At 73.3% G+C, this 13,693-nt stretch carries 12 protein-coding genes and 1 riboswitch; of the genes, 7 read left to right on the top strand and 5 right to left on the bottom strand.

The annotated features are described in order from the left end of the window. Positions 1–42: 42 nt before the first annotated feature. The gene (thrC, locus tag IH09_RS22770) at positions 43–1,326 is read right to left on the bottom strand and encodes a threonine synthase (RefSeq protein ID WP_052859303.1); all 1,284 of its coding nucleotides are present in this window, start codon (positions 1,324–1,326) and stop codon (positions 43–45) included. Between the two features lie 17 nt (positions 1,327–1,343). Continuing rightward, positions 1,344–1,499: riboswitch (SAM riboswitch) on the bottom strand. A gap of 172 nt (positions 1,500–1,671) precedes the next feature. Between thrC and IH09_RS22765 the strand changes: the two genes are divergently transcribed. The 4 genes from IH09_RS22765 (at position 1,672) to IH09_RS22750 (ending at position 6,211) form a co-directional block, all read left to right on the top strand. Further along, entirely contained in the window at positions 1,672–2,658 is a 987-nt protein-coding gene (locus IH09_RS22765) for a glucosyl-3-phosphoglycerate synthase (protein ID WP_052859302.1), read from the top strand. 49 nt (positions 2,659–2,707) lie between these two features. Beyond that, entirely contained in the window at positions 2,708–4,264 is a 1,557-nt protein-coding gene (locus IH09_RS22760; protein WP_052859301.1) for an alpha,alpha-trehalose-phosphate synthase (UDP-forming), read from the top strand. Between the two features lie 111 nt (positions 4,265–4,375). Beyond that, positions 4,376–5,440 (top strand): cytochrome c oxidase assembly protein, encoded by a 1,065-nt coding sequence (locus tag IH09_RS22755; RefSeq protein ID WP_052859300.1) that lies wholly within the window; start codon positions 4,376–4,378, stop codon positions 5,438–5,440. A 96-nt stretch (positions 5,441–5,536) separates the two neighbouring features. Then, entirely contained in the window at positions 5,537–6,211 is a 675-nt protein-coding gene (locus tag IH09_RS22750; protein ID WP_052859299.1) for a hypothetical protein, read from the top strand. A 60-nt stretch (positions 6,212–6,271) separates the two neighbouring features. Here IH09_RS22750 and otsB read toward each other — a convergent pair whose 3' ends face one another. The 3 genes from otsB to IH09_RS22735 form a co-directional block, all read right to left on the bottom strand. Further along, the gene (otsB, locus tag IH09_RS22745) at positions 6,272–7,240 is read right to left on the bottom strand and encodes a trehalose-phosphatase (protein ID WP_094791333.1); all 969 of its coding nucleotides are present in this window, start codon (positions 7,238–7,240) and stop codon (positions 6,272–6,274) included. Between the two features lie 149 nt (positions 7,241–7,389). Then, a complete protein-coding gene (locus IH09_RS40100; RefSeq protein ID WP_052859298.1) occupies positions 7,390–7,755 on the bottom strand; it encodes a DUF3263 domain-containing protein in 366 nt (121 codons plus the stop codon). Between the two features lie 55 nt (positions 7,756–7,810). Then, positions 7,811–9,082, bottom strand: a complete 1,272-nt coding sequence (locus tag IH09_RS22735) for an extracellular solute-binding protein (RefSeq protein WP_052859297.1) — start codon at positions 9,080–9,082, stop codon at positions 7,811–7,813. A 320-nt stretch (positions 9,083–9,402) separates the two neighbouring features. Between IH09_RS22735 and IH09_RS22730 the strand changes: the two genes are divergently transcribed. From IH09_RS22730 to IH09_RS22720, 3 genes are all read left to right on the top strand, one after another. Next, positions 9,403–10,296, top strand: a complete 894-nt coding sequence (locus IH09_RS22730) for an ROK family protein (protein ID WP_052859323.1) — start codon at positions 9,403–9,405, stop codon at positions 10,294–10,296. After that, positions 10,296–11,498 (top strand): N-acetylglucosamine-6-phosphate deacetylase, encoded by a 1,203-nt coding sequence (gene nagA / locus IH09_RS22725; RefSeq protein ID WP_052859296.1) that lies wholly within the window; start codon positions 10,296–10,298, stop codon positions 11,496–11,498. The genes IH09_RS22730 and nagA overlap by 1 nt, the downstream gene beginning before the upstream one ends. A 185-nt stretch (positions 11,499–11,683) precedes the next feature. Next, positions 11,684–12,613 (top strand): 1-phosphofructokinase family hexose kinase, encoded by a 930-nt coding sequence (locus tag IH09_RS22720; RefSeq protein WP_052859295.1) that lies wholly within the window; start codon positions 11,684–11,686, stop codon positions 12,611–12,613. A gap of 72 nt (positions 12,614–12,685) precedes the next feature. On the opposite strand, the gene IH09_RS22715 is transcribed toward IH09_RS22720, so the two are convergent. Continuing rightward, positions 12,686–13,663, bottom strand: a complete 978-nt coding sequence (locus IH09_RS22715; protein WP_052859294.1) for a carbohydrate-binding protein — start codon at positions 13,661–13,663, stop codon at positions 12,686–12,688. Positions 13,664–13,693 lie beyond the last annotated feature (30 nt).

Raw genomic sequence — 13,693 nt, 5'->3', positions numbered from 1 at the left:
GAGCTGCTGCGGAAGCCGTGCGCGGCCGCCGCGTACGGCGGGTCAGCCGGCCAGACCGGCGGCGCGGAACGCTTCCAGGCTCGGACGGATGGTGGCCGTGGGCCCGGTGGTGGGGGCCACGGCGTCCAGCGTCTTGAGGCCGTCACCGGTGTTCAGGACGACGGTGGTCAGCGACGGGTCGAGCTGACCGCTCTCGATGAGCTTCCGGGTCACGCCGACGGTCACCCCGCCCGCGGTCTCCGCGAAGATCCCCTCGGTGCGGGCCAGCAGCTTGATCGCGGCCACGATCTGCTCGTCGTCGACGTCCTCCACCGCACCACCGGTACGGCGCGCGATGTCGAGCACATACGGCCCGTCGGCCGGGTTGCCGATGGCCAGCGACTTGGCGATGGTGTCCGGCTTCTGCGGCCGTACGACGTCGTGGCCCGCCTTGAAGGCCGTGGAGACGGGCGAGCAGCCCTCGGCCTGGGCGCCGAAGATCTTGTACGGCCGGTCCTCGACCAGGCCGAGCGCGATCAGCTCCTTGAGCCCCTTGTCGATCTTCGTGAGCTGGGAGCCGGAGGCGACCGGGATGACGATCTGGTCCGGCAGCCGCCAGCCCAGCTGCTCGCAGATCTCGTACGCCAGCGTCTTGGAGCCCTCGCCGTAGTAGGGGCGCAGGTTGACATTGACGAAGCCCCAGCCCTCGCCCAGCGGGTCGCCGATGAGCTCCGAGCAGAAGCGGTTGACGTCGTCGTAGGTGCCCTCGATGCCGACCAGTTCGCCGCCGTAGACCGCGGCCATGACGACCTTGCCGGCCTCCAGGTCGTGCGGGATGAAGACACAGGAGCGGAATCCGGCGCGGGCCGCCGCGGCGCCGACCGCGCCCGCGAGGTTGCCGGTGGAGGAGCAGGACAGGGTGGTGAAGCCGAAGGCGCGGGCGGCCTCGACGGCGATGGCGACGACCCGGTCCTTGAAGGAGTGCGTCGGGTTGCCGGAGTCGTCCTTGACGTACAGACCGCCGGTGACGCCCAGCTCGCGGGCGAGGTTGTCGGCCTTGACGAGCTTGGTCAGCCCCGGGTTGAGGCTGGGCTTGCCGGCGACGTCCTCGGGGACGGGCAGCAGGGGGGCGTAGCGCCAGATGTTGTTCGGGCCGGACTCGATCCGCTTCCGTAGCCCGTCCGGGTCACCGGCCGGCAGGTCGTAGGCCACTTCGAGCGGCCCGAAACACTCCTGGCAGGCGAAGAGGGGGCCGAGGTCGAAGCGCTGTCCGCACTCGCGGCAGGAGAGCGCGACGGCGGGACCGAGAGTGACGGCGGGGGAGCTTTCGGTGACTTGCACAGCCATGGAGGCGAGGCCCTTTCTCCTCATCTTCCTCGCGGCGCATCTCGCCACGAGACGGATTTGGCACCTTCCCCGCCGGGAGCCTCGCGCGCTGTGATCGATGATCTTCGCGGAGACCGGCTGGAGGGTTGCCGGGGCTTCAACGGGCCGTATCCCTCTGCCCCTCTGGATGAGCGGTATGGCGCTGGGTGAAACCCAGGCGTTTGTGTGCGGTGACCCCCGGCATGCGGCGGTCCTCCGCGTTGTTCAAGACTGTAACCGAAGCCACTGATGGTTGAGATAGTCGTCCGAACCGCGAGATGGATCACACCGACCGCCCGACCGGCGGCCACCGAGGGAGTCGTAGACGTGCTGGAAGAGGTGGAGCGCTGGCTCAGCAGCCGCTCCTGGTCCGCGGCCGACCGCCCGCTCGACCGGCTGCTGGAGGCCAAGCGGCAGACGGGCCGGACGGTCAGCGTGGTGCTGCCCGCCCTCGACGAGGAGGCGACGGTCGGCGCGATCGTCACGGCGATCCGCGGCGAGCTGATGACCGACGCGGTCCCCCTGGTCGATGAGCTGGTGGTGCTGGACTCGGGTTCCACCGACCGGACGGCCCAGGTCGCGGCGGCGGCCGGCGCGCGGGTCGTGCACCGGGACGCCGTACTGCCGCGCATTCCGGCGCTGCCCGGCAAGGGCGAGGTGCTGTGGCGCTCGCTGCTGGTCACCCGGGGCGACATCATCTGCTTCGTCGACGCCGACCTGCGCGAGTTCTCGGCCACCTTCGTCTCCGGCATCGTCGGGCCGCTGCTGACCGAACCGGACGTCCAGTTCGTGAAGGCGATGTACGACCGGCCACTGGAGACGGGCCGCGGCGGCGCCGACGGCAGCGCCGGGCCGGGCGGCGGCGCAGGTCAGGGCGGCCGGGTCACCGAGCTGGTCGCCCGCCCGCTGCTGAATCTGCACTGGCCGATGCTGGCCGGTTTCGTCCAGCCGCTGGGCGGTGAGTACGCGGCCCGCCGCTCGCTGCTGGAGCGGCTGCCGTTCCCGGTCGGCTACGGCGTGGAGCTGGGCCTGCTGGTGGACGCGCTCCACACGGTCGGCCTCGACGCCCTCGCCCAGGTGGACGTGGGTGTGCGCAAACACCGCCACCAGGACGGGCAGGCGCTCGGCCGGATGGCCGCGGCCATCTACCGCACCGCCCAACTCCGGCTCACCCGCGGCCACTTGGTGCGTCCCCGGCTCACCCAGTTCGACCGCGGTGAGAACGGTTTCGTCCCCCGGACGACGGATGTGGACACCGAGGAGCGCCCTCCGATGGCCGAAATACCGGAGTACGCGGAGCGACGCGCGGCCTGACCCGCGCTCCGTACGTTTGCGCGGATCCGTGCCGGGTTAGTGTCGCGGCATGGTCTCCGAGCGCACTGGTGCCGAGGTTCTCGTCGCGTCCAACCGCGGCCCGGTCTCCTACACCCTGGCCGAGACCGGGCCCCCCGGGCAGGCCGGTCGGGGAGCTGCCCCCGCGCTGACCGCCAAGCGAGGCGGCGGCGGGCTGGTCTCCGGTCTGTCGGCCATCGGGCCCGATACGGACGCGGTGTGGGTGTGCGCCGCGCTCGGCGACGGCGACCGGGAGGCCGTCCGGCGGGCGGCGCACGGCGCCCCGGCCGGGGGCGGCCCGGCGGCGGGTGAGCTGGATACGGCCGATACGGGCGGGCGGCGGGTACGGATGCTGGACATCCCCGCGGACATCCACGCCGCCGCCTACAACGGCATCGCCAACTCCGTCCTGTGGTTCGTCCACCACATGCTCTACCAGACACCGTTGGAGCCCGTCTTCGATACGGAGTTCCGGGCGCAGTGGGCGTCGTACGAGACCTACAACGCGGCCTTCGCGGACGCGCTCGCCGACGGGGCGGCGCCCGGCGCAGCCGTCCTCGTGCAGGACTACCACCTGGCGCTGGTGCCGGGGATGCTCCGCGAGCGCCGCCCCGACCTGCGGATCGCGCATTTCTCGCACACTCCGTGGGCGCCCGCGGAGTACTTCGCGATGCTGCCCGACGACATCCAGCGGCAGCTGGCGCTGGGCATCCTGGGCGCGGACCGGGCGAACTTCCTGACCCGGCGGTGGGCCGCGAACTTCATGGCGTGCGCCGCGACCGCGCTCGGCGCGGACTGCGCGCCCGTCCCGCCCGCGACCGACGCGGCCGACGCCCCGGCCCTCGTCTCGCACCCCGCCGGGCGGCCGGCGCACACGACCCGGATCGGGGTGCACGGCCTGGGCGCCGACGCCGGTTTCCTGCGCGAGCGGGCGCACCGCCCCGACGTGGACGAGCGGCTGGCGGCACTGCGCGCCCAGATCGGCGGGCCGGACCGCCGGACCATCGTCCGCGTCGACCGCACCGAGCTGTCCAAGAACATCGTGCGCGGACTGCTCGCCTACCGCCGGCTGCTCACCGACCGCCCCGAGTGGCGCGAACGGGTCGTCCACGTCGCCTTCGCCTACCCCTCGCGCCAGGACCTGGCCGTCTACCGCGACTACACCGCCGAGGTCGAACGGGTCGCCGGGGCAATCAACGCCGAGTTCGGCACACCCGGCTGGCAGCCGGTCGTGCTGCACGTCAAGGACGATTTCGCGCGCTCGCTGGCCGCCTACCGGCTCGCGGACGTGGCCCTGGTCAACCCGATCCGGGACGGGATGAACCTGGTCGCCAAGGAGATCCCGGTGGTCTCGGACGGCGGCTGCGCGCTGGTGCTGTCGCGGGAGGCGGGCGCCCACGAGGAACTGGGCGCGGACGCGCTGACGGTCAATCCGTACGACGTCACCGGCACGGCGCGGGCGCTGCACGAGGCGCTGACGATGCCCCACGGCGAACGGGCCGCGCGCACCGAGCGGCTGGCCGCGGCCGCCACCGCGCTGCCGCCCGACCGGTGGTTCCTGGACCAGCTGCGGGAGCTGACGGGCTGAGCGGCGGGTCCGGGCACCCGGGGCCGGGCGGTCCGTAGGGGGTGTCCGGGCGTACGGGGTGCCCCGCGCGCAGCCCGCCGGGCGGCAGGTCTAGCGTGGTGGTCCGTGACAGTGACAACGCTTTCGGCCGGTTTGCCGGAGCTGACCGCGGGTCGGCTGGCAGGCAGCTGGCAGCTGGATCCGTACGCGCTCGTCCTGGTGCTGCTGCTGGGCGGCCTCTACGCCTGGGGCGTGGTGCGGCTGGCGCGCCGCGGTGAGCGGTGGCCGGTCGCCCGGAGCGTGGCGTTCGCGGGCATCGGGCTCGGCGCGATCGTGGTGGCGACCATGTCCGGGCTGGCGGTCTACGACCACGAGCTGTTCTGGCCCGCCGCGGTGCAGAACATCGTCCTCGACCTGATCGCCCCGCTCGGCCTGGCGCTGGGCGACCCGCTGGCGCTGGCGCTGCGGGCGCTGGACGAGCGGGCGCCGACCGCCCGGTGGCTGCGCGGCGCGCTCTCCGGCCGCGTCCTGCGCCTGCTGACGTTCCCGCTGGTCAGTACCGTGCTGGTGCTCTCCTCCGAGCTGGCCATCTACTTCACGCCGTACTTCCCGACGGCACTGCGGCACGGACCGCTGCACGAGCTGATGTATCTGCAACTGCTGGTCGTCGGCTGCCTCTTCGTCCTGCCGATGCTCACCCGCGAGGCGCTGCTGCCCGCCTGGTGCAGCCATCCGGTGCGGGCGCTCCTGGTGCTGGTCGACGGGCTGGTCGACGCGGTGCCCGGCATCGTCGTGATGACCAGCGGCACCCTGATCGCGGGCGGCTGGTACACCGCCCACCACCGCCCGTGGGACCCCACTCCGCAGCGCGACCAGATGATCGGCGGCGGGCTGATGCTGACCATCGCCGAACTGGTCGGGCTGCCCTTCCTCATCGCGGTCTTCGCGGAGTGGGTGCGGTCCGAGCGCGGGAAGACGGCGGCGCTGGACGCCCGCCTGGACCGCGAACTGGCGACGGTGGCGGCGGGTGTGCCGGGTGTGCCGGAGGCGACAGCCGTACCGGACGCGGCGGGCGATGCGGGTGCCACGCGTGCCTCGGACGCGCCGGCCGTACCGCGGCCGGAGCTGACGCGCCCCTGGTGGGAGACCGACCAGGGCGTGGTGGGCGACCGCTTCCGGCGCGGGGGCGGCGGCTGACGGACGGCGTGCGCCCGGCGCGTGCACCGGGCGGTGGCGGCCGCCGCGCTTCCGCCGCCCCGGCTGGGCCGCACCGCCGCTGGGTAATCCTCCGTCATGTCGAATACCGCACGCTGGGCCGTCATCGCGGCCTCCGCCGCGCTCGTGGCCGCCGTCACCGGGTGCTCGTCCGGCCAGTCCCCCGCCGATGCGAAGGGCGGTTCGCCGCACCCCGGGGCGATGGCCCCCTCCTCCCCCGCGGCGAGCGACCCGTCAATACCGGCGGGGCCCGGTCCGCAGTCCGCGTACACGGTGCAGCAGCAGCCCGCCCCCGGCTCCTGCCACTTCCGGTACACCGCCGACAAACAGCCGCTCCCCGACCCGAAGTGCACGCCCGGGGCGACGAACCCCAAGGTCACCCCGGCGACGCTGAAGACGACGATCTGCCACAAGGGCTATACCTCCGGCATCCGGCCCCCGGCGAACATCACCGGCCGCGAGAAGAAGGCCAACGCCGCGTCCTACGGCTACACCGCCAGCCTGCACGACGCCGAGTACGACCACCTCATCAGCCTGGAACTGGGCGGCGACCCCAACGACCCGCGCAACCTGTGGGTCGAGCCCCCGTCCCCGGGGCACAAGCCCGGCTCCGGCCCCAACAACCCCAAGGACCGGGTGGAGAACCGCCTCAAGTCCGCGATCTGCTCGGGCAAGGCCGAGCTGACCAAGGCGCAGCGGGCCATCGCACACGACTGGACGACGGCGGAGTCCGTCCTCGGTCTCGACCAGTAGCTCCACCGGTCCGGCCGGCGGTGCCGCGGGGCCGGTGGACCCGCGGCGAGCGGCAGCGCCTCAGGAGGCGGCGAGCCGGTCCGCGAGGGCGGTCAGCAGGCTGACGACGCCCCGCGGACCGTCGACCACCAGGTCGGCGCGCTCGGCGAGTTCGGTGACCTCGTCGCTGCCGCTGCACACCAGCACACCGGTCAGGCCGCCGGCGCGCAGTTCCTCGACGGCGGCGAAGGCGGCCAGGTCACCGAGGTCGTCGCCCATGTAGAGCACGGTCGTGGCGCCGGTCTCCCGCACCCAGTCGGCCAGCGCGACGCCCTTGTCCATACCGGGCGGGCGCAGTTCCAGGACCAGCCGGCCGGGCTCGACGACCAGGCCGTGGCGTTCGGCGAGCGCGGCCAGCGGGGCCCGCAGCCGGTCGAAGGCGGCCTGGGGGTCGTCGGCGCGGCGGGTGTGGACGGCGATGGCGCGGCCGCCCTTGGTCTCGACGGCCGTTTCGACCCAGGTACCCCGCCAGACGCCGGAACGGTCCAGGACGCCGGGGAGTTCGGCCTGTACGGCGGCGATACCGGGATGCGGGGCGGGGGCGCGGACGGTGGCGGTCGCCGCGTCCCAGCGCTCGGCGCCGTAGTGGCCGAGGACGACGAGGCGTTCCAGCCCGGGGACGCCGGCCACACCGCCGAGGGCGACCGCGACACCGGCCGGGCGGCCGGTGATCACCGCGGCGGCGCGCAGCCGCGGGGCGAGCCTGCCGAGCGCGGCGGCGGCGCCTGGGTGGGCGCGGGCCTGTGCCGGGTCGGGGACGATATCGGCCAGGGTGCCGTCGAAGTCGATGGCGATGACGGCGCGTTCGGGACGGGCCAGCAGCGCGGCGAGCCCGTCGCGGCCCGCCCGGGTGCCGGGCACCGGGACGGCCGGCGGCGCGGAGCTGCGGGGCTGTGCCGGGTCCGGGGCCGGTGCGGGGTCCGGCGTCGCTCGGGGGTGCGGGGCCGGCTCGGGGCTCGGCGTCGGCGCGGCGTTCGGGGGGCTGCCCATGGCGCCGACCCTATCGGTGGCGCGTGGGCGCGCGTGGGGTGAACGGGAGCATCGGGACGGCGGATACGGGGCGGTCCGGGGCCGCGCTGCGGGGTGGCCCGATGGCGCGCGCGGCAGGGTGGTCCGGCGGCCGGCGGCGCGCGGTCGCCTCAGCGGCGGGCCCGGCGGGCGTCGCGTACCCGGCGCAGGCGGTTGACGGTGACCGCGTCGTGGGCGAGCGCGCGCGGGTCGTCGAGCAGGGCGTTGAGGAGTTGGTAGTAGCGGGTCGGGGAGATGCCGAGCCGCTCGCGGATGACACGCTCCTTGGCGCCGGGGCTCGGCCAGGAGCGCCGCTCGACGGCGAGCACCGCTTCGTCCCGGGTGGAGAGGGGCGCCGTACGGGCACCGGCCGCGGCGGCGACGCCGCCGGCCGCGGCATCCGCCGCGGCCGGTCCGGGCGCGCCGTCCGGGCCGGTGCCGGCGGTCTCGTCGCCTCCGGCGCCGTGCTCCGCGCCGCCGCCCGTACCGCTCGTCATCACGTTTCCACGATAAGCCCACGGTCGGACAGCGGCCGGTGCACCGGGAGCGGGCTCATTCGGCGGCGCTGTCCGCCCGGTCGGCGAGGTGCTGGATGTCGGTGAGGACGCCGGCCGGGTTGCCCCGCGGGCCGACCACGGTGCCCATCTTGGCCTTGAGGGTCTTGGAGACCAGCGGCCAGGAGGTCTTGTTCGCCGGGTAGAACTCGGCGTTCTTGAGCTGCTTGAGGAAGCTGTGCAGCTTGCTGTACTTGCCGTCGGCCAGCATCGCCTCGGAGGCGGAGGTGGTGACCGGCAGCAGGCCGTAGGTGCCGGAGAAGTCCAGGACGTTCTTCTCGTTGTAGACGAAGTCCAGGAACTTGCCGACCTGTGCCTGGTGGCCGTTCTGCTTGAAGGCCATCATCCAGTCGGCGACGCCCATGGTGGACTTGGCCTTGCCGCCGGCGCCGGGCAGTTCGACGGTGCCGTAGTCGATGCCCTTGGCCTCGGCCTGCTTCATCAGCGTCGGGTGGCCGTTGAGCATGCCGACATCGCCGTCCGCGAACGCCGCGAAGGCGTCCTCGCGGTTGAGCTTGGCGGGGCTCGCACCGGTCAGGCCCTTGCCGACGAGCTCCGTGCGGAGCCATTCGAAGGTCTTGACGTTCTCCGGCGAGTCGATCGCGTACTTGCCGATGCTGTCGGTGTAGCCGCCGCCACCGCCGAGCATCCACAGCAGCGTCTCGGCCTGGGTCTCCTCGGGGCCGAGCGGCAGCGCGAACGGCATCTTGACGCCGCGTGCCTTGAGCCGCCCGGCGTCGCGGGCGACGTCCGCCCAGCTCTGCGGCGGGTCGGTGATACCGGCCTCGGCGAACAGCTTCTTGTTGTAGAAGAGCCGCCGGGTGCTGGCGCCGAACGGCATGCCGTACTGGGTGCGCTGGTACTCGCCGGCCTGTGCGAGGGCGGGGGTGAAGTCGGCCTGGGTGGGTATCGAGAGCAGCTGGTCGGCGCTGTAGAGGCGGCCCTTGGCGGCGTAGTCGGCGTACGCGCCGACCTGCGCCATGTCCGGGGCCTTGCCGGCCTTGACGAGGTCCTCGACCTTCTTGTCGACCTCCGTCCAGCTGTAGACCTGGACATCGATCTTGATCTTGGGGTTGGTCTTTTCGAAGGCGCGGCTGAGCCGGTCCCAGTACTTCTGGGAGCTGTTGGCCTTGCTGTCGCCGTAGTCGGCCGCGACGAGTTTGAGGGTGACCGCGTCGCCGCCGCCCGAACCGCTGCCACAGGAGGTAAGAGTCAGTGCCATGGCCGTGGCGAGTCCCGCCGCCCCCAGGCCCAAATACCGCCGCTGCACTGCCGTTACCGCCTTCTGTCCCGAAGATTCACGCTTGCCGGGTATGCCGGTGGTGCAGGGGTCACTTTCAACCGCCATGAACCACGAGTCTCCCCCGCGTACCCACACAAGGTCTACACCACCCACCGTTTCAGTTCGATATCACCCCACATCTGCGCAGGTCAGCGGGGTGCGCTACGGGACGCCAGAAGGAGGAACAGTGACGAAAATCCCGGCCGGAAAGACGAACCACACCGCGAGTGGACTAGACCTTTTATGGCAGATCGCGCGAAACTGTTCCCGTGAAACACGTCATCGCCCTTGATGTGGGCGGCACCGGGATGAAGGCCGCCCTCGCCGGGCCGGACGGCACGCTGCTGTACGAGGCACGGCGCCCGACCGGCCGGGAGCGCGGCCCCGACGCGGTCGTCGAGACCGTACTCGGCTTCGCCGCCGAGCTGAGCGCCATCGGGCAGGAACGGTTCGGCAGTACCGCGCTGGCGGCCGGGGTCGCGGTCCCCGGCATCGTCGACGAAGGCGCCGGCATCGCCGTCTACGCCTCCAACATCGGCTGGCGGGACATCCCGATGCGGGCGCTGCTCTCCGAACGGCTGGGCGGTGTCCCGGTCGCCCTCGGCCACGACGTACGCACCGGCGGGCTGGCCGAGGGCCGGATAGGTGCCGGCAAGGATGCCGACCGCTTCCTCTTCGTTCCGCTGGGCACCGGTATCGCGGGCGCCATCGGCATCACGGGCCGGATCGAGGCCGGCGCCCACGGCAGCGCGGGCGAGATCGGCCACATCGTCGTACGGCCCGGCGGGCGCGCCTGCGCCTGCGGCCAGCGCGGCTGTCTGGAGACGCTGGCCTCGGCCGCGGCGGTCGGCCGCGAATGGGCCGCGGCCTGCGGCGATCCGCAGGCCGGCGCCGCGGACGCCGCCAAGGCCGTGGCGTCCGGCGACGAACGGGCCCTGGCCGTCTGGCAGACCGCGGTGGACGCCCTGGCCGACGGGCTGGTCACCGGGCTCACCCTGCTCGACCCGCAGACGATGATCATCGGCGGCGGCCTCGCCGAGGCGGGCGACACGCTGTTCATACCGCTGCGGGAGGCGGTCCGCCGGCGCGTGACGTTCCAGCGGCTCCCCTCGATCGTTCCGGCCGCCCTCGGGGATGCCGCCGGATGCCTGGGCGCAGGACTGCTCGCCTGGGATCTACTCTCCACGGAGGTAACCGCCTGATGGCACAGCAACAATCCGCGGACCAGCGGCGCACCCTCCTGACCGGCGCCCGGATCGCCCGTCCGTCCGGTGTCGTCGAGAACGGCCGGATCGCGATCGAGGGCACCCGCATCGCCGACGACCACGGCGATTCGGGCGGTCAGGGCGGTCAGGACGCCGCTGCGGTGACCGTCGATCTCTCCGGCCACCTCATCGTCCCGGGCTTCGTCGATATGCATGTGCACGGCGGGGGCGGCGGCTCCTTCTCCTCCGCCGACCCCGAGGAGTGCCTGACCGTCGCCGACACCCACCGCCGGCACGGCACCACCTCGATGGCCGCCTCCACCGTCACCGGCGATCTGGACGACCTCGCCCGGCAGGCCGCGGTGCTCGCCGAGCTCGTCCAGCAGGGCGAACTGGCCGGTATCCACTTCGAGGGCCCGTTCATCTCCCCGCACCGCTGCGGCGCCCACCAGCCCGAGCTGCTGCGCGACCCGGACCCGGCCGACGTCCGCAAGCTCATCGACGCGGCGCACGGTACGGCGGCGATGATGACGATCGCCCCGGAGCTGCCCGGCGGTCTGGAGTCCGTACGGCTGCTGGCCGACGCCGGCGTGATCGCCGCCATCGGCCACACCGACTCCGGCTACGACGCCACCCGCGAGGCCATCGACGCGGGCGCCACCGTCGCCACCCACCTCTTCAACGCGATGCCCGGCCTGGGGCACCGCGCGCCGGGCCCGGTCGCGGCCCTCCTGGAGGACGAGCGGATCACCGTCGAGCTGATCAACGACGGCACCCATCTGCACCCCGCCATCCTGGAGATGGCCTTCCGCGACGCGGGCGCCGGGCGCGTCGCGTTCATCACGGACGCGATGGGCGCGGCCGGTATGAACGACGGTATGTACCCGCTCGGCCCGATGCGGGTCGAGGTCAAGGACGGCGTCGCCCGGATCAGCGAGGGCCCGACGGCCGGCTCGATCGCCGGCTCCACCCTCACCCTGGACCGCGCCTTCAAACGCGCCGTCACCATCGACAAGCTGACGGTCGGCCAGGCCGTACAGGCACTTTCCGCCAATCCGGCCCGGCTGCTGGGCATCGACGACCGGGCCGGTTCCCTGGAGACCGGCAAGGACGCCGACCTGGTGGTGCTGGACGCGGCATACGACCTGGTGGGCGTCATGCGGCGGGGCGAGTGGCTGGTGCGCCCGGACGGCGTCTGAGCGCCGGACAGGGCGGCGCGGCGGCCGTCCGCCGGATGGATGTGCACCACACGGTGGTTGGCCCGGGTCTGGGCCAACCACCGTTCGCGATGGCATGATCGCTCGCGCACTTGTCCGTATGCCGCCGCACCGCGCGGTTGCCAGACCCACGGCCGTCCGGTCCACGACCGCCCGGAGGGGGAGCCATGATCCTCACGGTCACGCTGAACGCCGCCCTGGACATCACCTACCGCGTGCCCCGGCTCCACCCGCACCGCACCCACCGGGTCACCGACGTCGCCGAACGCCCCGGCGGCAAGGGGCTGAACGTCGCCCGGGTGCTGGCCTCGCTCGGCCACCGCGCCGTCGCCACCGGGTTCGCGGGCGGCGGCACCGGCGCGGCGCTGCGCGCCCTGCTCACCCAGGAGACCGACGTCGCCGACGCCCTGGTGCCGGTCGGCGGCGCGACCCGCCGCACCGTCGCCGTCGTCGACGAGTCCACCGGCGACACCACCCAGCTCAACGAACCGGGTCCGACCGTCTCCCCCGCCGAATGGCACACCTTCCTCGGCACCTACCGCGAACTGCTGGGCGACGCGCGTGCGGTGGCCCTGTGCGGCAGTCTGCCGCCGGGCGTCCCGGTCGATGTCTACGCCCGCCTCACCCGCGCCGCGCGCACCGCCGGCGTCCCGGTCCTCCTGGACACCAGCGGGGAACCGCTCCGCCGCGGCCTGGCCGCCCGCCCCGATCTCGCCAAGCCCAACGCCGATGAACTCGCCGCCCTCACCGGCAGCACCGAACCGCTGCGCGCCGCCCGCGACACCCGCCGCCGCGGCGCCCATGCGGTGGCCGCCTCCCTGGGCGCGGACGGCATGCTCCTGGTCACCGCCGACGGCGCCTGGCAGGCCGCCCCGCCGCGGCGGATCGCGGGGAACCCGACCGGCGCCGGCGACTCGGCGGTGGCGGGCCTGCTGTCCGGCCTGGTGGAGGATCTGCCCTGGCCGGAGCGGCTGTCCCGCGCGGTGGCCCTGTCGGCCGCGACCGTACGGGCCCCGGCGGCGGGCGAATTCGACCCGGCGGTCTACGCGGAGCTGCTGCCGGGTGTCGTGGTGACGGACCGTCCGACGGCGGCCTGAGGAAACGGGCGGGGCCCGCACGGCGCGGACGCCGGGGAGCACCCGCCGCCCGTCACCCGCGGACGCCGGGCGTCACGGCACCGTCAGCCAGACCTTGTCGATGTTCACATCGCACTGGTTGCCGCTCTCGCAGGACAGCCGGATGTTGTTCGTGCCCTTGTTGAGATGTACGAGGGACCAGGAATAGGTCCACTTGTCCCAGGCGCCCTCGCTCGCGCCGGCGAAGTTCTTCAGGCTGATCGGCCGGCTCTCCGCCTTGCCGTTCACGCCTATCGTGAGGTTCGCGTCCTTGCCGGGCACGCCGTAGCCGACCCAGAACTTGTACTGGCCGGCCTTTTCGAGGTTGAGCGTCCACGTGGCCGACGCGCCGGGCGTGTTCATGCCGGCTATGTACGAACCGCTCGCCGACCGCGCGCCCGGGACGTCCTTCGCCGAGCTCGCGCCGCCGTCCAGCCGCATGCTGCCCGCGTCGAGCTTGGGCAGCTCTCCGGGGGTGGGCTTGGCGGACGGGGACGGCGTCTCGCTCTCCTTGACCGATTCGGCGGCCGTCGGACCCGGCGTGCTCTGGGCGTCCTTCTCGGTGTCGTCCTTGTTGTTGGTGACCATCGCGACGCCGATGCCCACGCAGACCACCGCGACCACCGCGACGGCGGCGATCAGCAGGCCGTTGCGACGGCGGGGCGACTGCCGGTCACCGTGGCCCTGCCCCGGGGCGGGACGGGTGCGGTCGCCGCCGGGCAGCGTCTCCGGCGCGGCGTAGTGGGCGTTCTGCTGGCCGTAACCGGGCTGCTGCCCGTAACCCGGCTGCTGGCCATAGCCCGGCTGCTGCCCGTAGCCCTGCTGCGGGGCCTGCTGCTGCGGGGCGCCGTACTGCCGCTCGCCGACCGCGCGCACGTTGTTGTAAGAGGTCCGCGGGACACCCGGCTGCCGCGTCGGCGCACCCTCGCCCGCCGAGCCCGCCGTGCCGCCCTCGCCGCCCTCCTGGCGGTAGAGGTAGGCGAACGGGTCGTCGTTCTCCGGCGTGTCCGCGCCGTTTTTACCGGCCGTCATTCCGTGTCACTCCCCAACGGTCTGTACGCG

Origin of the sequence: Streptomyces celluloflavus (genome assembly GCA_000720995.1) — a bacterium.
GTDB classification, from domain to species: domain Bacteria; phylum Actinomycetota; class Actinomycetes; order Streptomycetales; family Streptomycetaceae; genus Streptomyces; species Streptomyces celluloflavus.
This window is presented reverse-complemented; position numbering and strand designations above follow the sequence as displayed.

What these genes read in the sequence shown, in the direction of transcription:
- thrC (WP_052859303.1), bottom strand. Translation starts at nt 1,326, where the DNA reads ATGGCTGTGCAAGTCACCGAAAGCTCCCCCGCCGTCACTCTCGGTCCC.
- IH09_RS22760 (WP_052859301.1), top strand. Translation starts at nt 2,708, where the DNA reads ATGGTCTCCGAGCGCACTGGTGCCGAGGTTCTCGTCGCGTCCAACCGC.
- IH09_RS22750 (WP_052859299.1), top strand. Translation starts at nt 5,537, where the DNA reads ATGTCGAATACCGCACGCTGGGCCGTCATCGCGGCCTCCGCCGCGCTC.
- otsB (WP_094791333.1), bottom strand. Translation starts at nt 7,240, where the DNA reads ATGGGCAGCCCCCCGAACGCCGCGCCGACGCCGAGCCCCGAGCCGGCC.
- IH09_RS40100 (WP_052859298.1), bottom strand. Translation starts at nt 7,755, where the DNA reads ATGACGAGCGGTACGGGCGGCGGCGCGGAGCACGGCGCCGGAGGCGAC.
- IH09_RS22730 (WP_052859323.1), top strand. Translation starts at nt 9,403, where the DNA reads ATGAAGGCCGCCCTCGCCGGGCCGGACGGCACGCTGCTGTACGAGGCA.
- nagA (WP_052859296.1), top strand. Translation starts at nt 10,296, where the DNA reads ATGGCACAGCAACAATCCGCGGACCAGCGGCGCACCCTCCTGACCGGC.
- IH09_RS22720 (WP_052859295.1), top strand. Translation starts at nt 11,684, where the DNA reads ATGATCCTCACGGTCACGCTGAACGCCGCCCTGGACATCACCTACCGC.
- IH09_RS22715 (WP_052859294.1), bottom strand. Translation starts at nt 13,663, where the DNA reads ATGACGGCCGGTAAAAACGGCGCGGACACGCCGGAGAACGACGACCCG.